Genomic DNA, 23,062 nt, shown 5'->3' on the forward strand with positions numbered 1-23,062 from the left:
TGCTTCCGTTCTTTCCAAAGAACACTAAACGATAACGACTCTACCTCCCTCAAAGAGTGAGTCCACACTCTACCAGACAAATTGGCTGGCTACGGAACTACCTCACTGCATAGACCATCTCCATGGGAAGCCCTTTTGGATCGTCTTCGGGATCCTCAGGGAGCGTCTGGAGTGGTCCAGTACGTGCACTCGCTGTGAGCGCAAGCACGAACGCATCCAGCAAATCGTCGTTGGAGGCTTCAGTCTCAACTGCAAGTCCTCCATCTCGCAAATGCGTTAACACGTCTTCGTCGACTCGTTCGAGAACGTTGACACGGCTCCAAAAGGCCGTGAGGGGTTGGCTTGTTTTCGAGTATTCTATAGCTTCTTCGTCGTTGAATGCCCAGAAACAGACCTCAGGATGTGCCTCACGGACGATACCCCGTGCATCTTCAGTGTTCCTGAGAAACTCATCCAACTCCTTGATTTTATCCGAAATTGCCCACGTCTGCGTACCGAGGCTCCCATCGGTCAGCTTCTCTTGCTTTGCTTTTGCCGACTCATAGTCCTCGCAATGCACTGCCTCTCGAACGGGAGTCGGGAAAACGCTCGTGTGTCGGTCTGGACTCAGTTTTTCACGGGCTTTCGAATCGCAGTGGCGCTTGTCGTTGGATTTCTCTCGAAGGCCAATTGGAACATCGATGAGAATTGTCTCAGCATCCCGGTGGTTCTCCCAGAGTTCTTCGATGTTTTGGTAGAGATCCGTTCTGTTGTACTTTTGATCCTCATAGTTCACTGCAAGCCAACCGTCAGGACAACCGTCGACACCAACAACGTGCATCGTTGGTCAGTGAACTGGATAGATATGTTATCAATTTTAAGGTATTAGATGATTGTGTGATGTTGTCCACGCAATCGATTTCTGTAGGGACAGGTGATAGAATGTCACCAACACTGGAATATTTCTAGAAAATATTGTTGTACTGTCGGTAAATAAACCGAATACCAAATTTTATAGTCTACTGATTCACTCCTCGGGATATAGTCGTTAAACTCGAACAAACCAGAAATCTGCCTATAACAGATATGAGAGAGGAAATACAAAATATGGAATTCAAAGACCCAATAATACCGAAAGTGGGACAATCACTACGAACTGCTATCCTACAGTACGGGAGAAAGGTCGGAGTGCTTATGATAGTACTCAGCCTCACAGCAGTCCAACCAGCACTCGCTCAAGAGACAGGTATCTGCTCGTCTGCCAGACTCCCAGGAATGATCGAGGGCTTCTTCCAGCTCACTACTGGAATCGGTGTCCTCGGTGTTGCAATCGCGTGGCAGGCGGACTCACTTGCTGAACTCTTCACCACGACTCCCGAGCAACGACGAAATATCAAGCAGCACCGACGCTCTGCGCTCAAATCTGGACTCATCCTCCTCATCCTCGGCCCACTCTACACCGTTGCAGGTTCGATGATGGGGCTCCCCCTTGCAGAGTGCGTCAACCTCACTCCGTGGTAGCTTACTGAATCCTATCGTTCAACATGCGTTCCCGACTTCGTGTGGCACTCACCGTTTGCCTCCTCGTCAGCCTCTATGCTGGCTTCGTAGTCGCATCACCACCACAGACGGGAACCGAAGGAAACGGGCTTACAGAAAACGAGACTGCGACGCTTTGGTCGCGAGATCCAGACGCGTGTACATCGAATACCGAGTATTACGAGCAGTTCGACGAGAATCGCTCACTCCTCGGTGAAGTCGGTGATTGCACCGACCTCGCGTTCAAACGCCCACCAGAGACTGCAGCGACGTGGACGACGAATGACTTCGAGGATTACACAGCGGGGAACGCCAGCACATCGGTGTATCCATCCCATGCAGACCTCGAAGACAGCACGGTCGTTCGGGATGCACACGCGACGATATTCGCTGTCCAACCGTCGACTCGAACACACGTTGAACCGAGTGAAACCCCATTGTACGTCGCCCGAGAGGGTCGGCTCAGGGGCGTCGTCGACTACCGCATCGTCACACCGCCAAGTGCAGCGAATCAGTCTCCGCAGTGGTCGGTGTTCAGCCACGAAATCGAGTCTGTCCGTCTCCTGCAAGATGGAACCGAGCTCGACACCGTAAATGGGACACACAAACCCGCGTTCGACTACGAACTCCGGGGCACCGGCCAAACGACGCTCACACTCGAAGCAACCATCACAGTCGAGTTTGAGCGACCCATTGGCAATCAGTCCACAAGGGATACTGAGCGCGTAACGCGTTCAGTTGTCGTCTCCGACAGTGTTGACGTTACAATCTACGACCCTGAAGCGTCACTCTACACAGCGGCGTATCCTAACGGCGATGCTGGGGTTGCAGTCTTCATCGATCAACCTTGGCAGGGATACTCGCTTGGTGGCGAGAATCAGGTTCGTGGCGTCTGGCGCTTTTACACTGCACGCGATACTCGGTGGGACACGGTCGTTCGCTCAACGGCGAACGGAGAGGCTTCGGTTCCATCCGATAGTCTCCCTGTCTACGTGCACGCGTATCCGTCCGTACTCGGACCGAGAGCCTATCCCGTTCAGACAGGCCCACAGATACTGCGTGTCTGGGGATATGAACGAGATAGTCCTAATCAGACGATTGGCGAGAACGTCCACGTCGGCGTCGTCAACGAATCCTTCACACAGTCGTCTGGGATTGCTGTTCGGACAAACTCGGTGAGTCGTAGGAATCTCTCCGTTCGAGGAATCGTCCGTGGCGTAAACGCGACCGTCGAGACACCACGTAAGGAGTCCGAACGAGATCTCCGAGGGAGCGATCTCTCGTTAGAGGTTGTCGACAGCAACGCTTCACAGACGACACTCCGTGCTGAGCTCCGAGACAATGAGACGGGAGAGCCGATTGCACTTCGTCGCGACTCGCATTCACTCCCAGATACAGAGACTCGATACGGCTACATCTCTGTTGCTGGCGAGCGGGTCCAGACCAACGAGTCCGGTGTTGCGGTAGTTATTGTTGACGGCCATGGAATGTTCACCGCAACGTACCACCCTGGGTCATGGCTCTCGCACAATCCCGCCTATACAGACGCTGAATCAACCGTTCGACACCACCCACTGTGGTCAATATCGGGCGTGTTTGGGCTCTTCGTTGAGATACTCTGGTGGTTCATTCCCTTCCTCGTCGCGCTCATAGCCGGGTTGAAACTCGGGTCCTTCCTCCAATTCGAGACATTCGAACCATGACACAATCGCAATTCACAGTCGATAGACGAACCGTCCTCTCCAGCATCGCAGGTACGACACTCCTCGGCCTCGCTGGTTGTACGAGCGACCGTGACAACAATGCTGGAAGCAATGGTACTGAATCGAGTGGATCCAGTTCGGGTCCATTCGAGCAGGTTAGCGTTGAGGGACTGCAGTTAGTCGTTGAACTGACTGCAGAGGCAGAAGTTGAGCAACTCAACGTTATCGCCCCAAATGGAGCACTCTTCGACAAACAAGAACTCTCTCAAGGCGTCTCTCGCGCTGCATTCAAACTTGGGACTTCGTATGACCCCGGGGAGTATCGAATATTGGCGCTCCGAGGAGACGACGAGGTTGGCAGTTCTACACTGACGATTGAGCCGGAACTGCGGATTGTGGAGGTTGAGATTGGGGCAAATTATTCGGGGGAACTACCAGATGATCTGCCTGTTGAGGAGAAGCAGGCGATAGTGACTGTAGTGAATGACGGCATCGGTCCAGATGCAATCACGAAACTCCTCTTCGAGGGTGGCGTGCCTACTCCGTCGACAAAATACGAAGACAGCGACGCAAGTGGAATCTGGGGCCCCGATGCAGACTTGATTGCAGGTGCAGAAAAGACGCGTATTCAAGCTGGAGATGAGCTATCAATATACTCGCTCTCGATGCCATTCAGTTTCTCTTCAAACGAAGGGGTAGACTGCACGCAGGACCCACAGGAGAAACAATTCACTGTAAACTTGCAGTCACAAGTTGCTGGAGCGACTTCTCGTTCATTCTCTCTTTCATACTCTGGGTCGGTGTCGTCTGACGGATGTACTGTAGAAGTCATTCAGAAGTAGCATGCCAGAGATTCCATTCGTTGACGTTGGGAAAAAGTGGTTTGAGGATATTGTTGAGCAGATTACGAAGTGGTTCCGTGACGGCCTTATCGCCGGATTTGACGAGTTAGAGCAAATCGCGTTCGGAACGCCGACACCACGTAATAGTGGTAATTCGCTGGTCTTTGGCGAGCCGACCTCAAATCCATGGGCCTCTATTCACGATGCCCTCGTCGGTGGGGAGATAATGTTGGTTGCTTTTGTTATTCTGCTAATATCGGTACAGGGGAGACACACCCTCCGAATCTTCCGCTTTGGGAGCCAATACGAAGCTAGAAAAGCCCGGAAAAATGCATGGACCGGAGCATTCCTGATCACTACCTGGTACTGGGTCGGCGTGATGGTTCTCCTTCTGGTTGAGGGATTCACACTCGCCTTAGTTCCCAACTTAGGCATTATCGGCGACCAGATGATTGCATTACTTCCATCTGCCTTAGCGAACCCTGCATTCACCTTAGTGATGGCTGCTATTGGAGGCCTCGCGATAATCGCACTGGAGGCGCTCTACTACATTCGCAACGTCCTGCTCTATATCTACATGTACGGGATGCCACTCGGCATCGCCGTCGCATACGGTAACCTCCCCATCGTCTCAGATATCGCGAAGCGACTCTGCCAGCAATTCGTCCCGTTGGCGATCCTGCCGCTTCCTGCGGCGATTCTCTTTCGCGGCTACGAGGTACTTTTCGTCGGCGACGCCTCGCTTGATCCGCCGACGGAGTTCCTCGAATATCTCGTCGCCGTCTCACTGCCCGTACTCGCATTGTACCTTTCGTGGAAGGTGTTCAAGTACGGGACACCACTGACCGCGAGAGTCATCGGCACCGCCTCTACTGCAGCTGTCACAGTCGGTGCTGTTGCAGCCGGTGGCTACGTTGGCGGCGCACACGTCGCCTCCACAGCCGCCCGATTCGGACCGAAGGCTGCTGCTGGTCACGCAGTTGCCCAGCAAGTCACCCAACGAACGCAGACTGGCCCTGATAGCGGTGGGACGAAACACGACAACCTCGCCGACACGGGTCCAGGCCGCACCGTTCCTGAATACAGACGCACCGAGAACGACCCCTAACCCAACGCTCTACAGATGTCCACAGATAGCAACGGCGCAGCACGACGCGTAATGAACGCCTTTGGCGAAGAAAGCCGCATCCCATACCTCAACATCGACGAAGGAGACGTCGGCGTCCTACTCGGATTCCCGATTCTCGCACTCTTCCTCGCGGAGGTACTCGGGCTACAATCGCTCGCAGTACCCCTCATTGCCGCTGGTTTCGGGTTCGGCGCTGCCCTCGTCTTCGTCACGCCCGACCACCTCTCAGCAAGCGAGTGGCTTCAGACACTCCTTCGGTACGCAAAGCGACCCAAAATCACCTACAATGTCGCCACTGAGGCCACCAAGAGTCACGAGTCGGATAGTACACGTAACGAGGGCGGGCTCGCGAACTACACGCCCTTCACGCCAGACGAACGCACTCAGGACTTGACGAATATCGAACGTGCGTGGCCCGGAACGGGCGCAATTCAGCGGCAAGACGGTGTGATGGAAGCATTCATCGAAGTTTATCCAGGGAACATGGATTTCGCGATGTCCGGTGACTGGGCGACGCTCCAGCACGCTGCCAGCGAATTCGCAAACAAGGAACTCGATTTCGCGCTCAAATTCCACACCACCACGCGGTCGTTCCCAGTTGAGAAAGTCATTGCTCGAACCGAAGAGCGACTCCGTGATGATGACGTAAAATCGAATCCGGTGTTCGAGGAATTGCTGCGAGAATATCGTGACCGACGTCCAGAGGAGATGGACGGCACCCAGCAACTCCACTACTACCTCGGCGTCGAGGTGAATCAGTTGGAAGTCTATGACCGCTTCCAGTACGAACGCACTCCCGCAGAGAAACTCACGACGATTCCATTCATCGGGATTCTCTTTACACCCTTTGTGACACGACGTGAGGACTTCTCGGATGCAGAGCTTCGCGCGAGGATGTTCGAGCGCCTCGACGAACGGCTCTCGACAGTACGTTCTGAATTTATTCAGCAGGCAGATGAGTGGTCTGCACGGCGTCTCAGTACCGTCGAGTTGTTCGTGCTCTGTATGGACTTCTGGAACGGCGAAGAATACGACGTCGACGACGCATCGCACGTCGTTCGCGAGCAGCCTATTGTTGGTAATGCGTCTCGCCGGGAGGACGCAGAATGAGCGTGTTGTTGCAGGCGGACGCGATAGGTGGCCTGACTGAGTTGCTTCCGAATCTAGTGACGGCTGAAGGGTTTGGACTCACCCTCCTGGCCGTAGTCGTGCTTGGAGTTGTGGTGAAGAGCCTGTACAACCGTCGGACTGAATCGGAGGACGAGACCGTCGAGATGGCAGATGTGCTTGAACCGGAGACCGTCGAACGTGGGAGTGTGGAAGGTCGGGTACTCGACGATATCGCCGAACGCCACAAGAGTGCAATCGCACCGGCTGCTATCGAGTGGAATACGCGGAGCGCAGTCGTCGGCGAGCAATGGACACAGACGTTGTATATCGAGGAGTATCCAGACTACCCGAAGGATGGGTATCTGAACGAACTCTTCGACCTCACGGACGTCGAGTTCGACCTTACGGTTCATATCACGCCGAAGAATCAGCAGGCTGCACGTGATGAACTGCAGAAGGTCGCAGACAGCCTCCAAGCCGATGCCGATCTCGAACGCTCCGTCCGTGGCGTCTATCTCCAAGACCGCGCGAGCGAAGCCGCAGCGACCTACACGGCCGTCGAGAGTGGGGCTCGCGTGTTCGCCCAAGCGATGTTCGTCACTGTCCGTGCGGATACGCAGGCAAAACTTCGCGAATCGGTTCGTCGTGTTCGCAGTACGCTTCGTGACCAACCGGCTGGCCTCATCCCGAAGACCGCCCTCTGTAAGCAGGATCTTGCGCTTCAGTCTGCAGCGCCTGTTGGGCCGAATCGGTTCGGTCGGGAAGCGATCGCGTTGGGTGGGGCCGTTGGAGCGTTACTTGCCTCACCGCATAACGCGACGATTCTTGAGGAAGGTGGCGTTGAGTTCGGCGTTCACAAAGACAACCGGAGTCCCGTTGTGATTGACCCGTTTGCTCGTGAGAACGGGTATGCAATGTTCACTATCGGCGATCCCGGCTCGGGCAAGTCGTTCGGGTCGAAACAGAACTTCATTCGCTCCATCGAACAGAGCGAGGACCGTATCGGTATCATCCTCGAACCACTGAATAACTGGACTGGGGTTGCGGAAGCCCTCGGTGCAGAACGAATTACGGTTGGTGGGAATATGGGACTGAATCCGTTGGAATTGAAGCCGACACCTGAGCGTGTTCGGCGAGCGATGGGAGAAGACGCCAGTCCATTCAAAGACAAAAAGGACGATGCGCTGAGCTTCCTGATGAACTTCTTCGCACTCCGGGGTGTGGAGCTTGGGGATCGCCTTACAACGGTTGAGACGGCGCGGGATGAAGCGTATGCTCGCAAAGGAATTACTGACGAGATAGATACGCACGACAACGAGAGTCCGACGCTGCGTGATATGATGGACGTCTTCGAGGAGATGATCGACCAGCCTGAAGGCTTCGTCGTTCGCTCGGATGCTGAAGCCGGAAAGATTCGAGACGACGCGAAGTGGTTGCTGGATCAGTTCCGTCCGTTCGAGGAGGGTGGCCGGTATGCGAATCTCGGGAAACAAACGGAGTTTGATATTCGTGACGAGGACATCATTTACCTTGACTTCGGGCAGAAAGACGGCAGCGTCGGTGGCAGTACGAGTCTCATCATGCAGCTTCTGATTTCGCTTGTGTATGAGCGGGCGAAGGAGACCGAGAAAGAGATCGTGTTCGTCATCGACGAAGCCCGCTATATCATGCAAGATACGGCGACGCTGCAGTTCCTCGAAACGGTGTTCCGACATCACCGCCACCACGATCTCTCGATTCGGCTTGTGACGCAGACGGTCGACGAGTTCTTCCAGCACGACGAGTCAGAGGCGATTCTCGATCAGTGTGCGGTCAAGCAGTTCCATCAACTCGATGGCATGGACGAACACTGGGCCAACGAATTCGGGTTGAACCATGCTCAGATGCGGTACGTTCAGAATGCGGTATTGGGGAGCGAGGAAGTCGGGTATTCTGAGGCGCTCGTTGGAGTGGATAACGACTGGCGAGGAATTGAGGTTCGAGCATTACCGAAGGAGCAGCAGGTTATCGACTTCGACGCGAAAGAGCAGTCGAAAGTGGAGTTGCCTGGGGTGACTGACGCAACTTCGCAAAACAAGTGTGACAAGACGGTCGAATCTCATGGCGAGGCCGATACGCACTCGAATCGAATACGTGCCGAGACTGACAGTGGGGGCTGTGGATTCACAGGTTCTCGGCGGTGAATAAAGATCGCATCAGGATGTCGTTGGTTACTAAGTCACGATGAGTATAGTGGAGCCGGAATTGACCCACAATCGGAAAGAGCAGTACAGCTGTGAAAGCCACACCGTTCAAAGGTGAACACTACTCGGAGTCAGGTTCTCGACTAGGTACCGTAATAAGCGTGAGATCATGACTACGCCTGAGTGTTGCGCGGTAGCAGCCTAACCAAGGTCGGGTGTCACAGACTTTTCTAAATTCGATAATGTATATGAAGAGGTCAAATACTTGCCCAGCGTATATTCTGGGTATGGACCCAGAAGGTTTTCAGCAAATGTTTGAAGCGATGCCAAATATTGGGGTTGTAGGCGGCTTCGGTATCGTTGATGATGCTGAGGTAACTCCACCTGAGACCACGATTTATATTCGTGGCGAGAATGGTGGTGTCCGGGTTCCATTGGATGCGGTTGTTGCTCAGGATATGGCTGAATTGTTTGAGCGGTTGGCAAAGGACCTCGCCGTGAACGCTGGAAAGTGATTGGACCCACCAAGAGAATCAGAAACCGGGCAACCGGACTTGATTGTCCTAGAAATGACCCCGCAGACAGCAACGAGCGAGAGTACTTGATCACGGAAGGGAAGAACAGCACACGAACGGATACCATTCGGCAAGGCATCAAAGAGGCACTCGAATACTTAGCACTCCTTTGAGTGAACGGAAAGTTCGTATTTGGAGATGAGACAGATTGGGACTACTTCGGCGATTAATCCAATGGAATGCTCGTAATTTAGGACCTCCCAGAAGAGACGGCTGATTTGGAGAAACAGGCAGAGAGTGCGATAACCAGACTACAGGCATCTGAATTGGAGAATGAACTTGGGAATGTATTATGTAAAATTATACAACCACCTGGGTAAATTGGTGTCTGGAGTGAAATAGTCCAGCCACTCAGTCGGTTTCTTCGCAAACAACTATTTCTAGATGTAAGAAAATTACCAGTCTGCCTCTCTGGTAGATCAGGCGAGTAGTTCTCGTAGCTCGGTCTCAATTTCTGATTCGATGGAGTCGCAGAAATCAGCATATGAGGGTGGTTCGTGTCCCGGAGAAGCATGCCCAGTCTCAATTTTGGTCACACGGAGTGGTGTGTTTCTTTCGTCGTTTCTCGTGTACCTGTAATGCTCTTTTATTTCACCAGATGTATCAGGGTAAACGAGTAATCCGGACGTTCCTTGCTGTGCCTGATATGCTGACATTTGGTACAGATCCTCCCGAGATGGTCGTCTCGCGTTTTTCCACTTTGCATCTCCGACAACTACCACGCGTCGTGCGTCCCCACGGAGGATGATGTCCGGGTCGAGCCTCTGAAGATGTGCCCCTGAATCTGTTTGCAATAGATTACCGATTGAGCGATCAGAACTCTCCTCTGGATTTCCATCTCCCCCGATAATCAATCCCATCTGTTCTGCTACACGCTTAACAGCGCAGAACACGACGTTCTCGAAGAGAATCTCTGTATTGAGGAGAATTCGATCTATGTCAACTGATCCTCGACTCACATCCTGAATATATACTTCTGAGAGAATGAGTTCGGCCAGCCGTAATATCGAATCATAATGGCTGTTTAGCCGTGTGAGTTCGACTTCAGAAGGGTCCGGACAGATCGCTGGCGTCGAGACTTGTCGATGAAGGCGGGCGTAAGAGCGTCGAAGGTCACTTTGAAGCGACCGTGAAGTCACAGCAGAACTGAGAATGTCTGTCGCTTCTAGTAGTATTTGATTCAGGGGAATATCTGCTGTCAACTCGTCAAATCTGCACTCGAATCGTGCATTCCGAAATCCTCCTTTCTGAAGTTGCTTGTTGACATCGAGTGTTCCACGGATGTAGCTCTCTGATTCCTCTTGCAGGCTGTACTCTCGATGGATACCTTGCTGGAGAATGTTTTGAAGCTCTTTGAGAAATAGCCATCCCAGGAGATCCACAAATGATCGTCCCTCGTTCACTGTTGCTTCTCGACCGACTGAAACTTCGTCTATACGCCCGGTATACGCAAGAAAGTATAGCAGGTTACAGTCTATTTTGGGGCGAATTTCGAGTAGACGTCCACTTGGGAGTCTGACCACTCCTGTGTAATGGCTGGGTGTGACCATCGCACTCGTCTCTGAGAGTGGTTCTACGTCGAATTCGTTAAGCGCACTGAGTGACTGAATGTCGGTCTGTGTGAGATGTTTGATGACTCTCCCAGTACGCTCGACAAGTGGCGCTGTGTCATCGGTTGCTAACCCTGTTGTCATTCGTTGTTTGCAAGCTGAATCAGATCGCGGTTTGTGAGGACTAAGTCTTTCAACACCGTTCGGAGGGTTTCGACGGTGAAATCCGCAATATCCTCTGTTTGTTGGTCGAAGAGATCACAATCAGTAGATCCGAAGACCAGGCGTTGCATACTGTCGAACTCTCCAAAGAAATACTCCTCGAGTAGGGTCAGTATATCGTACCGCCAGACATCCACGAGGGCACGCTCTCTACTCACCTCTGAATGGTCCCACTCTCCAGGGAGCAAATACGAGTGTCCTATACGCATTCCTTTTCCAAGACCAGCGGTCTCTACGATCCTTCTATTAATGACCTCTAAACTGAGTACTGACGCTGCTTGCAGAGCGTCGAAATTTACCCTCCCTGTCTCGAGTAATTCCAAAGCCTCTGCCCGACTCTCGAACGGGAACTCACATGAGTTATACAAGACTGAATATTCGGGTGGGGCTGCGATCGCTGCAAATCGACGTCTAATAGCAGCATCGACAAGTGCGATTGATTGGTCTGCAGTGTTCATCGTTGCGATCAAATAAACATTTCTCGGAATTTGGAACGGCTGGCCAGAATGTGCTAACTTGACGCTTTCTCCCCGCTTGCTGTACTCTGTGACTTTAATAATCTCGCCAAGGATTTTAGCGATATTGCCTCGGTTTACTTCGTCGATGACGAAAACGTATTTCGGAATCTCTCCTTTCTGACCACTTTCTAACCAGGAATCATACTCGTCTTGTGCATCCTCGCAAAATTCTTTGAACACACCATCCTTTAGTCCAAAACTGCCGGCAGAATTCACATCCCCACCGTTGTTTCCGGCCTCTTTAGCATCGGTGACGATCGAATATCCTTCCATGAAGTCTTCGTAGGAATACGAGGGATGGAAAGTAACCTCCTCAATGCGCTCTTCACTGTCTACATCACAATCTTGGACTCCCGTCCACCACCGAGCGAATGTGTCTGCTGTGTACGTTTTTCCGGTTCCTGGTGGACCGTACAGTAGCACTTGCCCCTTTCTCTCGAGTTGTCGTTTGACCTTCTTTGCGAGATCTGTATCTACGGGCCATTCTTTCAGATCCCAATAATTGTAGAGAGTTTCTTCTATGGATTCTGAAAGGAAGGTATCCAATGAGCCGTAGGTAGCAGCGATTTGGGTTTTGTAGTCGTCCAGTGGCGTCCATCCGTCATTGGGATGGTCACCCCAGTCGAGCACAGCGTCACTGAAGAAATGGTCCGTATCGATTGATGGCTTCGAGACGTTCGAGAGGTAGATAACGTAATTGAATGGATCATCAGCTACGAAGTTCGGCCAAATCTCTTCATAGAGACGAGCTGCTTGAGCAGAGTTATACTCTTCAGCGAAAAGGACCTCTGCGAGAGCGATATAGCCGTCCTGGCCTGAGTAGAACAAAAGAACATCGCCTTTCTGCACGCGCTTGTCCGCAATTGTCGTCGATCGATTCCCCCAAATACGGAGGTCAGTTCGGTCAAAAGTATCTCCAGTAACACGAGAAACCGCCTCTGCAGAGACATCAGATGCGACAGTTTGCTCATAATGCTCTCTCATCCCCTCTGAATTAGACACTTTGATGGTCACAAGACGCCGATTATCGGTTGAAGTAGCAATATACCCGTTTTCGTCTTCCAGTAGATCAATGCCAACTGAGGTCAAGTGGCAACGGTCACCATTGTACGCGATCGCATCGAGTCCAATAAGCCAATCCAAGACCAACTTGATTGTCTCTTCACGCTCTTCCTCCTCAAATTCAGAGGTAATCTTCTCTGTTGGTGCAGGACCAGACTGAAGATACTCAAGTACTCCAACTAACTCTGAATTGTTCTCTGCAATCCATTCGAAAATCAGCGCTGGATCTTTCTCCCTGTAATAGACCTCACCCCGTTCGGCAACCTTATATCGTCCACTGCTTTTTTCAATCAACTCTATACTTTGAAGAAAGCGTATAATCTGGAGAATAGACTCTTCGCTATCGGGTTGATCAAAGGTTCCGTTCCACCAATCCGTGATCTGCCCTCGTGTCGGCGATTGGTGTTGGGTGTATTTTAGAATCCGTGAGAGAGAGTCAAGGTATCCGCTAGGAGATCCCGGAAGAGACGAAATCGAGTGAGGCTTGCTCATATTACCACTCACAGAACTGTAGACAATCTACATGTAGCTTTCGCGAAACAGTCACACTTCCAAATAGCTATAGATGGCTCCAAGTGTGGTTCTATGACAGGTAGAAAGATAATTAACGGATCACGAGATAGACAGCTACAGATACTCAAATTTATGATCTTGAGAACTTCTCCTCACACCCAACCAACTCATTGCTGTACGAATGACTGCCAAGTTCGCACCCACTATAATTCCTGGATTTTACAGAGAGGTGAATAATGGATTTCTACGCTGCCCTCTCAGTCAATCGATCTTCAATACGGAAAATCGCAAAACGCCTTGAAGAGGAGTACTCGTCCTTTGATCCACTCCAAAATATTATCTTCACCCCCATTACTCAGGGAGAAACGAGCCACCAGGAGATCCGGCGAGTCGCCGAAAAGTATGACGTCAATCTCATGTTCGACTCGGGAGGATACGAAGTACAGACCGGCCATTTTGAATTTGATGATCTTTACGAGTATCTGATTGACTATTATTCTGATAACCAGTGGGCATCTCGATACGTTCTTCCAGACAACGTTCCCGTTTCTGGTGACTCACCGGAGGTTGTCGAACAGAAGGTCACTGAGACACTGAGTGCGTCTCGAAGTTGCTTCAAACGTCTCCCAGAATTCGTTCAGGAGAACGCTGTAGGAGTTATACAAGGCCACACCCGCGAGCAAATTTCTCGGTGCGTAAACGAATACTCGGAGTTTGAGAACCTCAAACACCTCGGGTTCGGGAGTTTCGCGACGAGTGGGGGTCAGAACAGCGTGAATATGCTGACCAGCGAGTCCCTGCAGAACCTCCGTTGGGCGGTCAAATTAGCGAAAGAACACGGATTCACCATCCATGCATTCGGAATTGGAGGGCCGACGAGCATTCCACTTTTGGAAGAAGCTGGTGTAGACAGCTTTGACACCTCATCGTGGATGAAATCCAGTGGATACGGTAACGTCTTTTTCCCTTTCAAGAGTCGGTACAATGCCTCACACAGAACGCTACGAAGTGGTAAAGTACTAATGGCAGATAACTTGGAAGATCTCAAGGAAGAAACGAACCACGATTGTCCGTTCTGTCGTGATGTTGCAAAGCTTCGTGAGGACCGTCTCACGAGGGTCATGCACAATTTAGTTGTGACTCACGAACTCAGCAATCGGGTATCCGGGATGGCTCGTGATCAGATGGCTGGACAAATGGACACTAACTCGATGTATCGACGTCGTTTAGAAACCATGTGATCAAACTGTACTGAACAGCAACATACTTGGCAGATGCCAGAAGATTGTGGTCAATGTCCAACAAAATCCACATAGAGGGCGGGGATCGACGACCCGTGGCCATGCGGGATTATCTCGATTTGATTGAGCAGTATGAATATGAGTCAGAAGAAGACGTCATTACTGACGCGTATCAGCAGGGATACGAACTCGGAGAAATTCCGACGAAAAACATGGTTTCGACCCTCTCAAGCTTGGGTATCGTAGCTGAATCAGATGGACAAGAACTGACCGACTTCGGGCGAGACTTAGTTGACGTTCTCCTCTATGATGAGCAATTGTTCTATGAGATGCTCCACTTTCGGTTTTCAACAGTATATGGAATTAATCCGAGTCCTAACAACATGATGTCCTGGGCGTACTACGAAGTTTCAAATATTCTCTACAATACTGCTCCGATTGAATCTTTCTCGGATATCAAGCAAGATCTCGCAGATGATATCATTTACCGATCTGATCAAATGACTGGGCCAGGATTCGATGACGGTGAACCGGGTGCTTTCAGTAGAAAGAGTATCAATGGGTATCAGAAATTCATCGAAGTCCTCGAACCTCCGGTAATTGAAGGCGGTGTAATTGATCTTCGGAGCTACGCGCGAGAAGAACTCATCATCTCCGCAATTGACTATATCTACCGTTCAGAAGTGGTTGCACCGACGCTCTCGTACGGTGATTTGCTGGAACTTTCCAACGAGATTGAAGAAGTTATTGGAACAGTCTGTCTTCTTGCCCCCCAGTCGATTGACGAAATGATTGAACAGACTGCAGCTGGGTACGACTCTTGCTCTGTCGAATCTGATCACCGCGTGCGTGTACGGTTACGCGAAGAGGTGAATCTGAGTGACCTCACCTAGAGCCTCACTTCTACGTACAACAAATAATCTCAAGCGGCAACTCGATGAGTCACTTCTCACGGAAGCTCAGGCCAGTGCATTAGAACAGATATCCACAGCTCGTGAGGAAGGCCATCATCGAATCAATCTCTATGGACCATCAGGTGCTGGGAAGACAGTACTGTGTTGGGTATTGCAAGAAGTCCAGAATTGGGAATATCATCCCTTCCCTGAGAAGCAACCAAAACAAACGTCAGTGATTGTGGATCATGGCGACCATAAACGATCTTCGACGCGCCGTCTTCGAAATTACATGAAGCTTAACGGTGTAAGTTTTCTCTTGTATGTGACAAACCAACCCGCAGATGAGATTTATCCAAGATTGAAACTAACTGACTAATTTACTTACTATGCTTTGAACTGATTCGGAAAACTTCATATATGCTTATTGACTGAACCATAGTACGAATATCGCATCGAAGATACATACATGAGTTCACTAACAACAGAGCGCGTTGACAAGCTTAAGGAGCTGATTGATCGGGACGATGGAATTCTCTCTACCTATTCTTCTCGAGACCTTGTAGACAACCCCTACGCAGTGAATGACGATTACAGCCAATACTCTAATACCCACATCTCGATGGGTGATACTTCTGATTTTGAAAACAACATTTATTCATCCATCACTGAAAGTGACACACCAACGAAAGGTTTCATCTACGCCCCCTACGGGTACGGGAAGACCAGCACCGCTGTCAACATTTGGCGCAACCTTTCTGACCGAGACATCATAGCAGTACCTCCGTTCACGTTTACGAGTTTCTCGGACCTATTGCATGCAACCTACGGATGGATGCGGTACGAGCTGGATAGAAACGCCCCAGACTACGTCGATGATCTCGAAGAGATCCACGCAAAGTACCTCGAACGTGAGCTGGAGGAATACGCTCAGGAGAAAGGGACGAAATACGGCAAACTCGACCTTGAGCAGCTTGAGGATCTCTTTTCCGACATGGAAAGCGAGGTAGGACTCGATCTCAGTGTAGATCCGGTTACTCTTGTTGACTTCTTCAACGATTGTACTGAACTCGCTCTTGAAGCAGGTTATGAGGGTCTCGTCATTCTTCCAGACGAATTGCAGCAATACTTCAAGGGCGCACGGAGTCGCCAGGATGCGGAGGCAGACTTTCGTGACCTCGTCTTCGACATGCACTCTGGGGCCAAAATCTCGGCTCGCTTCGGATTCATCGTCTCTATGCCCGACACGACGAAAAGTACGCTGGACTCACAAGCTGGCGACGTTGTTCAACGTCTTCAGAGTGACAATCTCACGGTTAATCTCAAAACCGTATATGGGGTAGACTTCCCTGCGGAGCTTTGGGAGCGCTATTCCTCAGAGTTCGGTTTCTCGGACAAAAAGTACGAGATAATCTCCGAAGATGCTCTAGATGCGATCGGTGAAATCTGCTCTCGCCAAGATCTCAGTGCAGGACCACGGACGGTGATTGATCTGTTCCGAATTGCACTCACCGACCATCTCAATTCAGAGTCTGGTGAGACATTTACACCAGTCCTCCTAGCAGACGCGTTCTATGAGGGAAAGGTCCGCTACGACCAAAATGCGAAGATACAGTCTGCAATCCGTGATGGATTACAACACTCTGAGGTACAGACTGACAGCCACAAAATAGTGATAAAACTGTGTGGTGTCTTTCCCCAGGAGGGTCTCCCCTCCGAAGTTGCTGAACGGCATGGAGTCGACGAGACGTATTCTGACCTTCAGAAGAAACTTCATGGGGCCGTCCTCACGTGGATATCAAAAGGGTATGTCTTGACCGGTGTTACCCCTGACGATGAGCAAAGTTCAGTCCGTCGGGATCTTCTTCGACAGTTTTGGAATCAGTATGACACTGACGACGTCAACGCGAAATATGCTGTGAAGGCTTTCGCTGATTACGCCATTGATGAGAAGATCTTCGAGTCAAAGCGAGGAACCCTTACTGGATGGGCAACTGGAGGTGGGTTCGATCCTATCGATAGCCGGTTATACAAACTTCAAACTACCGGGACATTCAACGGTAGGTATCCGAAACGCGTAGCCAGTCTTATTGCGACTGATCAGTCGCATAGTGGCAGTGTCTCAAGTCTTCACGATGAGCTTGGTGCAGGATTCAACAGTCCTGACGTGGGCTTCAACTTCGTTCTTGATTGGCAGTCAAAAGACGAGGGAAGGATTGAGAAAGTCTCTGAACGCGAATATACGTTCGTTCTGAACGGCCTCAAGGAGTTTGAGGAACTGCCAAATGGTCTTCAGTACTTGCGTGAGTCGATGAATCCAGAGGAAGTAACTCCTTTCCTCATGCTCAGTCTCACGCGATTCATCGACGAGCAAGACCTCGAGTTAGATGCGAGTGAGGAACAGAATCTCGAAGCGCTTCAGGATCGACTTGTCCTCGAAGCGATCAATGAACTCTTCGACAAAGAACTGATTCACAACGCTCCTTTCGAGATCCGCCGAGCGGGTGTACAGACTGTGGAGAAAGTCTTCGAGGAGTCTATGAAATCAGTATACGAAGACTACGAAACTCTCCTGGTTAGTACCCAATACTCTCAGCTTATTGGTGACTATATCAACTTCCTCCACAGCCTCGACACTGTCTCTTTGCGCCGTGGAAGCACGCCACTAGAGACAACAAAGAAAGATCTTGCGAGTCGATTTAATCTCAAAGGGACGTCTGCGTTCAGGGGGAGAGTCAAAAAGCAGTACGCCAACCTCCTCGAACTCGAGGAATGGGATGGGCAAAATGCAACCGCTCGAGCAAAACTCCACCCATTTGAAGAATACATCATCAATTTGCTTGAAGACCAGCAGGAAACGCTCAGCTACGGTGAGTTCCTCGACCTTGCATACGAGCGTGGTTATCGTGAAGAAGAGGTCGAAGTTATAAGCCAACTCTTGGGGAGTCGTGGTCTCTTAGAAGTCAACGACGAGAACGAGCTTGCCCTCATTGAGACTGAAATTGAGATCTCTGATGTCTCTAGTCGAGTTGATCAGTGTGAATCCCTCGTAGACCGGATTTCCGAGTTGGACGAAGGTCGAATCCGAGATGAAGATCGAGAATGGATCCAGACCACTAAGGATGAACTCGAGAATCTCACTAATGATGACGGTGAACAACTCGAAATAATCGATGTTCATGCACGTCAGTTCATCGAACGGATGAATGACGTGGTCGCGGACCTTCACAACAAATACAAGAGCGAGTGTCAGGATACTCAACGCGAGATTGAACGTACACGGCGTGGGTTCACACCTAGTCACGTCGACGACGAAATCCAGGGTGCAGTCCGCTTCGTAGGGAACCTCAACGACGTCCGCACTCGCTTGAAAACTAAATTCGTCGGACTCAAGCGTGATCTCACAGATCTAGATGACACACTCTCTACTGAAATCAGCGAGAAATCGGACCCGATTATCGAAAATGCTGAAGAGCTGAAAACAGCTAACGCTTCCGTCAATAGCACTCTCTCTGATATCAAGGATGAACGCGATGATCTTGTTGATCAAGCCGAGGCACTCAAACAGTGGAAATCCTTGACAACTCGAACTGCGAACGTCAAACGGAATATCATCTCGTATTCCGAGGTATTCGACAATCAGATTGAGGAAGAAGATCAGATCGAGGAGTTCATCGCCAATGTTGCAGAGCAACTCACAAACAATCCAAGTGGCGCAATAACGAACGTTAAGACCTTCACACAGCGACTCGAGCAGATAGAGAACTCTTACACACAGCGAAAACGAGAGCGTCGAGAAGTCTTCGACGAAAAGAAGGAGATATTGAAGGATATCCTTCAGACAGCGACTGGCCAACGGTCCCGAGGACTTCGGCGTGCGAAGTTCAATATTGACGACCCTGATCAGTCGCGCAAGGATCTCATGTCTGACTTCAGAGAGGCTTACACAAGTCAAGTTCTGGAGAAAATCGTGAAGGACCTCGAGAATAGCGAACAGGATCTGGAATATGCGCGCATTGTGGGGGCTGGTTCGCATCTCGATGAGAATCCGTCGACGGTAAGTGATCAAATAGGCCAGCTACAGCGTCGAAAGGAGAAACTTGAGCAAGAACTCAGTCGATTCACGTATGAACAGATCGGTGACGAGACAACACTTGGTGAGGAAGGCAACGAAATCCTCACAGGAGCGAACGACCTCCGGAGTGAGTCTCGAGAGTTCCTTGCTGAAAAAGAGCCTACAGACACTGACCTCAAAGAATTACTCGAGGAAATCCAAGAGCGCGATAAAGTCCAATTCAAGAAGCTCCTAATGGACTTCCATGGCCGTGGTGAAGAAATAGATCCCGAGACTCTCCTCGAGAGAATCAATGAACTGTTCCAACTCAACCAAGTCGACATCCAAATCTCAAGTCGACGAAGATAGAGAGACATAGATGGCGACATACGAGGAGATTCGGTCGTTAGCTCACAAAGAGCCGGTTATTGTTGATCTCCCGCCAGTCTCCTCGGTTTACTTTACCGACTACGAAATTTACTCGAACGTCCAGTCCTTCGAGGAAAACCTCTTCGACCCAGATTATCTGTTTGAATCGGATGTGATTATCGACAGTACCGAACGTTCGCCTAAATACACCAACTTAGAGTGTGACTTTAACCCACTCACATCAGAGTTGGACTCGGTTATCGATTGGTCCTCCCCAGATGACCATGATCAATTGCGGGATTCGTTACAGATACAATCTCAGATAAAAAACCTCGTTGTAGAGAAGTCATCGGCAGAGGTTGTTGTACTTCTTGCAGTAGATGGCCTCTCTTTTGAGACCATACAGCAAGTTAGCGATTATTGGCCGTTGGAAACCGAGACACTGCCTGTTTTTGCGGATGGAGCGACTACGACATCAGAAGGGTTCCGTCGTCTCTTCTATGGAACGTCAATCGAATCAGTGCACTCTATGATGGCCACAAGAAAGGGCTATCTTTCACATCAAGGCTATCTGCAGTGGAGTCAGAATGAGAGTACCGAACCAACTTCTGCATTCACATCTATGAACGAACGGAATATTGTGCGAGGCGAATCTTTCGATACGATACTCAAGGAGATCGAGACAGAAGGGTCTGTTACCTCAAAGACGTACATCCAAATCGTTCGTGACGGTCTCTCTCGTGATACCTATCCAGATGTGCTTGACAGGAATGAAGCTGCGAAAGAACTCATAGACGATACTGTTCGACTTCAAAAACTCTTGGAGACCATAACAGAGACGGCCCAAATCTTCCTCACCGCGGGTCATGGTCTTCTCTGGCAGGAGCACATTGAAGATACCTGGCGAATAATAGATGATTCGGAAACACATCATCCGCGATATATCGAAACGCAGCATGATACCGAACATGGACTTACAAAGCGGACTGCACAGGGCAATACAGTGACGGGACTTGCGAAGCCATTCCTCACTCGCCCACTCCAGGATGACGAGGTTGCAGTCTCTGGCGGATTTTCATATCATGAGTCTATTATCCCATTTGTAGAGGTTTCGAAGTAAGGAGACCACAAAAATGCAATTATTCATCGGCGAAGATCAGGAATCAGGAGAAGACGCCTACATCAGCGCAGAACGTGCACGTACTGTGCTCGCCTGCGGGAAACGAGGCACTGGGAAAAGTTACTCGATGGGCGACCTCATTGAGGAAATCCACACTGAAACCCGGGAGATCGTTCCCCTCGTTATCGACCCAATGGGCATCTACTGGACGATGGCCAGTGGAAATGAAAGCCAAGAGCAACTACTCTGGGACTGGGGTCTATCACCAGAGGAATTCCCAATCAACCTTCTGGTCCCAGGCAATCCAGAGGATCGCTACGGACGAGAAGTATTGGAAGAACTTCAACGCCGCAACATCGATGTCAACTCTCTTGGTCTCAACCCCTCTGACCTTTCACCCGACAATTGGTGTGATTTGTTCGATTTAAACATCAACAAGCCAATGGGTATCACCCTCTACCGAGCGGTACGGCAACTGAATGAAGAAGAAGATGAGTTCTTCTTAGATGATATCATTCATAAAGTCGAATTAGATGGAAACGCAGGCGAACGGACGCGAGAGGCGCTCATCAACCGTCTGCATATGGCTGGTCAGTGGGACGTGTTCACCGATCGCTACGAGAATATTTGGGATACAATTGATGTTGATCGTATCAACGTGTTGGATTTAAGTGTTATCGAGCCAGGGAAATACGGTCTCCGAAACCTAGTTGTTGACGTTCTCGCGCGTAACATCTTCCGACAACGCGTCGAAGCTCGTAGACGTGAGGAGTTGAATCTCCCAACGAATATACCAAAAGTTTGGATGTTTATCGACGAGGCTCACAACTTCGTTCCGAGTAGCGGCTCCTCTCTCGCCAAAGATACTTTGATTCGATGGGTCAAAGAGGGACGCCAACCTGGTCTCTCGATGGTCGTCGCATCACAGCAACCTTCTGCAGTAGATAGTGAGCTCCTCTCACAGTGCGACATTATTCTTTGTCACAAGATTACAACGAAGGAAGACATGAGTTCACTGAACAAGCTTAGCCAAGATTACATGGGAAGTGAATTGAAGACTTTTGTACGAAATCTGGATGGTATTGGAGAAGCAGTCTACGTAAATGACGACGAAGAGACAGTAAGAATGGTCAAAATGCGTCCTCGTAAAAGCCAGCATGGGGGAGGCGAAGCGTAGCCTATTTTGTTGAGTCCTCCGTTGTCTCGTTCTACCGATGTCTGACGAATTTCCTGTCTTATCGGCTTCAGAACCGGAAACCATTGAGTTTCTTCTTAACTTCTTTAATTCCCCGACCATCAAGAAAGAACTTCATTGGTTCACTCATCGAGCGACGGTCGAGCGTGCATTTGAGCGAGACGATCGTGAGCTATTTTATACAGTTAATTCTGGTGACAACACAATCATAGGGGGACTCATGGTGTGGTGTGAATCGCGCGTGCTTGAGCCGCACGAGGCACAAATTCGTCTCGTAGCTGTAGACCTGGATTATAGAGACTGTGGGATTGGAAAACAGCTTTGCGACGCAGCAGAGGGCTTTGCGAAGGAGTGTGAAAAGAAAGCGATGATTGCCGACGTAGCGGAGAAATCCCCTGCAGTCTCATTCTGGCATGCTTGTGGCTACAAAACGCAGAAAAAATGGAGCACGAAAAATGGAAGACCAATGCTCCGCGTAGAAAAATCACTCTAAGAAAACATATCCCTGCCAACCTTACTCTCTAAGGTGTTTGTCTCCAAGTTCTACGGTCTCTTCGATACCTCCCCGTCTAGCTTGTTCGAGCCTCAGGTAGAGATGATTTGGTTCAATAGCATTTACCAGAGACTCGTACATTTCGGCACCCAATTCTTCAGCCGTAATTTCAACATCTCGGAATGCCTCGAGATACTTCTTGAGACTTTTACTCTCTATAGCAAGATTGTTTGGTGAGTAGATGAGTGTCATCTCATAATAGTCTGGTCCTCCAAAGTCGAATGGGCAAAGAGCAGATAGTTCAGAAGTCTCAAATTTGTAAATTTGATCTGCGTTCGCAGTTGGAGCGTCAAATGTTTCTAAAGTCGCGTTGTCGTTGGTCATAGTCTCTATGGACTGCTTCGACTAGTTACTCTTTTGCTTTGTGAAAAAGATCGACTGGTCAGCTTGAACAACTCAGCAATTGTGGGTTCTACAGGGTTACTCTCGGAATACAATCTGTATGTCATTCAGATACTCTTCACCTGGGCCTTGTTTAGACGCGGTACAGTTCATCCTCTATGACCTTTTGACAACCAACAAAATGGGGGTGAGAGTCACTCACGAATGGGTGCTGTCCACCCGACAGAGCAACCAACCGCCGCTATCTCGAGCGTCTAAACAAGGCTCTTCACCTGTATGGACCACAAACATACCGAACCTGTCATTTTGAACTGTTCGTGAATTTCATCATGAGGAGTACTCCTAGAAAGACGCCGATCATCGAGGACAA

General features: G+C 50.1%; 17 protein-coding genes. 13 read left to right on the plus strand and 4 right to left on the minus strand.

All coding sequences use genetic code 11. The features are described from left to right. Positions 1-97: 97 nt before the first annotated feature. Positions 98-820, minus strand: coding sequence for a DUF429 domain-containing protein (locus DV709_RS05630; RefSeq protein ID WP_117592478.1), 723 nt, complete (start codon positions 818-820; stop codon positions 98-100). Between the two features lie 353 nt (positions 821-1,173). Between DV709_RS05630 and DV709_RS05635 the strand changes: the two genes are divergently transcribed. The 7 genes from DV709_RS05635 (at position 1,174) to DV709_RS05660 (ending at position 9,000) form a co-directional block, all read left to right on the plus strand. After that, complete coding sequence (locus DV709_RS05635; protein WP_117594138.1) at positions 1,174-1,500, plus strand: hypothetical protein; 327 nt, start codon at positions 1,174-1,176, stop codon at positions 1,498-1,500. Between the two features lie 41 nt (positions 1,501-1,541). Then, positions 1,542-3,221, plus strand: a complete 1,680-nt coding sequence (locus DV709_RS05640; RefSeq protein ID WP_332871832.1) for a hypothetical protein — start codon at positions 1,542-1,544, stop codon at positions 3,219-3,221. Beyond that, positions 3,218-4,063, plus strand: a complete 846-nt coding sequence (locus tag DV709_RS17620) for a hypothetical protein (protein ID WP_157972649.1) — start codon at positions 3,218-3,220, stop codon at positions 4,061-4,063. The genes DV709_RS05640 and DV709_RS17620 overlap by 4 nt, the downstream gene beginning before the upstream one ends. A gap of 1 nt (position 4,064) precedes the next feature. Then, a complete protein-coding gene (locus DV709_RS05645) occupies positions 4,065-5,171 on the plus strand; it encodes a hypothetical protein (RefSeq protein ID WP_117592482.1) in 1,107 nt (368 codons plus the stop codon). A gap of 15 nt (positions 5,172-5,186) precedes the next feature. Further along, entirely contained in the window at positions 5,187-6,302 is a 1,116-nt protein-coding gene (locus DV709_RS05650; RefSeq protein ID WP_117592485.1) for a PrgI family protein, read from the plus strand. Next, positions 6,299-8,485 (plus strand): VirB4 family type IV secretion system protein, encoded by a 2,187-nt coding sequence (locus DV709_RS05655; protein WP_117592487.1) that lies wholly within the window; start codon positions 6,299-6,301, stop codon positions 8,483-8,485. Before DV709_RS05650 ends, DV709_RS05655 begins: the two co-directional genes overlap by 4 nt. Positions 8,486-8,772: 287 nt before the next feature. After that, positions 8,773-9,000 carry a hypothetical protein gene (locus tag DV709_RS05660; RefSeq protein ID WP_117592489.1) on the plus strand — a complete coding sequence of 76 codons (228 nt, stop codon included), beginning with the start codon at positions 8,773-8,775 and terminating at the stop codon, positions 8,998-9,000. Between the two features lie 479 nt (positions 9,001-9,479). On the opposite strand, the gene DV709_RS05670 is transcribed toward DV709_RS05660, so the two are convergent. Beyond that, the gene (locus tag DV709_RS05670) at positions 9,480-10,754 is read right to left on the minus strand and encodes an McrC family protein (protein WP_117592491.1); all 1,275 of its coding nucleotides are present in this window, start codon (positions 10,752-10,754) and stop codon (positions 9,480-9,482) included. Then, positions 10,751-12,904, minus strand: a complete 2,154-nt coding sequence (locus DV709_RS05675) for an McrB family protein (RefSeq protein ID WP_117592493.1) — start codon at positions 12,902-12,904, stop codon at positions 10,751-10,753. Before DV709_RS05675 ends, DV709_RS05670 begins: the two co-directional genes overlap by 4 nt. A gap of 257 nt (positions 12,905-13,161) precedes the next feature. Between DV709_RS05675 and DV709_RS05680 the strand changes: the two genes are divergently transcribed. From DV709_RS05680 to DV709_RS05715, 6 genes are all read left to right on the plus strand, one after another. Beyond that, positions 13,162-14,166 carry a hypothetical protein gene (locus tag DV709_RS05680; RefSeq protein WP_117592495.1) on the plus strand — a complete coding sequence of 335 codons (1,005 nt, stop codon included), beginning with the start codon at positions 13,162-13,164 and terminating at the stop codon, positions 14,164-14,166. Positions 14,167-14,219: 53 nt separating this feature from the next. Further along, a complete protein-coding gene (locus DV709_RS05685; protein WP_117592497.1) occupies positions 14,220-15,059 on the plus strand; it encodes a hypothetical protein in 840 nt (279 codons plus the stop codon). Between the two features lie 469 nt (positions 15,060-15,528). Beyond that, positions 15,529-19,482: a hypothetical protein gene (locus tag DV709_RS05700; RefSeq protein WP_232819696.1), complete on the plus strand. Its 3,954-nt coding sequence runs from the start codon at positions 15,529-15,531 to the stop codon at positions 19,480-19,482. Between the two features lie 10 nt (positions 19,483-19,492). Further along, positions 19,493-20,602 carry a hypothetical protein gene (locus DV709_RS17625; RefSeq protein WP_157972653.1) on the plus strand — a complete coding sequence of 370 codons (1,110 nt, stop codon included), beginning with the start codon at positions 19,493-19,495 and terminating at the stop codon, positions 20,600-20,602. Between the two features lie 13 nt (positions 20,603-20,615). Continuing rightward, positions 20,616-21,779, plus strand: coding sequence for an ATP-binding protein (locus DV709_RS05710; protein WP_117592507.1), 1,164 nt, complete (start codon positions 20,616-20,618; stop codon positions 21,777-21,779). A 37-nt stretch (positions 21,780-21,816) separates the two neighbouring features. Continuing rightward, positions 21,817-22,290 carry a GNAT family N-acetyltransferase gene (locus DV709_RS05715; RefSeq protein ID WP_117592509.1) on the plus strand — a complete coding sequence of 158 codons (474 nt, stop codon included), beginning with the start codon at positions 21,817-21,819 and terminating at the stop codon, positions 22,288-22,290. Between the two features lie 21 nt (positions 22,291-22,311). On the opposite strand, the gene DV709_RS05720 is transcribed toward DV709_RS05715, so the two are convergent. Further along, a complete protein-coding gene (locus DV709_RS05720) occupies positions 22,312-22,674 on the minus strand; it encodes a 7-cyano-7-deazaguanine reductase (RefSeq protein WP_117592511.1) in 363 nt (120 codons plus the stop codon). Positions 22,675-23,062 lie beyond the last annotated feature (388 nt).

The sequence above is a fragment of the Haloprofundus halophilus genome, assembly GCF_003439925.1.
GTDB classification, from domain to species: Archaea; Halobacteriota; Halobacteria; order Halobacteriales; family Haloferacaceae; genus Haloprofundus; species Haloprofundus halophilus.

Coding starts and splice junctions, on each gene's coding strand:
- DV709_RS05630 (WP_117592478.1), bottom strand. CDS start 820: ATGCACGTTGTTGGTGTCGACGGTTGTCCTGACGGTTGGCTTGCAGTG.
- DV709_RS05635 (WP_117594138.1), top strand. CDS start 1,174: ATGATAGTACTCAGCCTCACAGCAGTCCAACCAGCACTCGCTCAAGAG.
- DV709_RS17620 (WP_157972649.1), top strand. CDS start 3,218: ATGACACAATCGCAATTCACAGTCGATAGACGAACCGTCCTCTCCAGC.
- DV709_RS05645 (WP_117592482.1), top strand. CDS start 4,065: ATGCCAGAGATTCCATTCGTTGACGTTGGGAAAAAGTGGTTTGAGGAT.
- DV709_RS05650 (WP_117592485.1), top strand. CDS start 5,187: ATGTCCACAGATAGCAACGGCGCAGCACGACGCGTAATGAACGCCTTT.
- DV709_RS05655 (WP_117592487.1), top strand. CDS start 6,299: ATGAGCGTGTTGTTGCAGGCGGACGCGATAGGTGGCCTGACTGAGTTG.
- DV709_RS05660 (WP_117592489.1), top strand. CDS start 8,773: ATGGACCCAGAAGGTTTTCAGCAAATGTTTGAAGCGATGCCAAATATT.
- DV709_RS05670 (WP_117592491.1), bottom strand. CDS start 10,754: ATGACAACAGGGTTAGCAACCGATGACACAGCGCCACTTGTCGAGCGT.
- DV709_RS05675 (WP_117592493.1), bottom strand. CDS start 12,904: ATGAGCAAGCCTCACTCGATTTCGTCTCTTCCGGGATCTCCTAGCGGA.
- DV709_RS05680 (WP_117592495.1), top strand. CDS start 13,162: ATGGATTTCTACGCTGCCCTCTCAGTCAATCGATCTTCAATACGGAAA.
- DV709_RS05685 (WP_117592497.1), top strand. CDS start 14,220: ATGTCCAACAAAATCCACATAGAGGGCGGGGATCGACGACCCGTGGCC.
- DV709_RS05700 (WP_232819696.1), top strand. CDS start 15,529: ATGAGTTCACTAACAACAGAGCGCGTTGACAAGCTTAAGGAGCTGATT.
- DV709_RS17625 (WP_157972653.1), top strand. CDS start 19,493: ATGGCGACATACGAGGAGATTCGGTCGTTAGCTCACAAAGAGCCGGTT.
- DV709_RS05710 (WP_117592507.1), top strand. CDS start 20,616: ATGCAATTATTCATCGGCGAAGATCAGGAATCAGGAGAAGACGCCTAC.
- DV709_RS05715 (WP_117592509.1), top strand. CDS start 21,817: ATGTCTGACGAATTTCCTGTCTTATCGGCTTCAGAACCGGAAACCATT.
- DV709_RS05720 (WP_117592511.1), bottom strand. CDS start 22,674: ATGACCAACGACAACGCGACTTTAGAAACATTTGACGCTCCAACTGCG.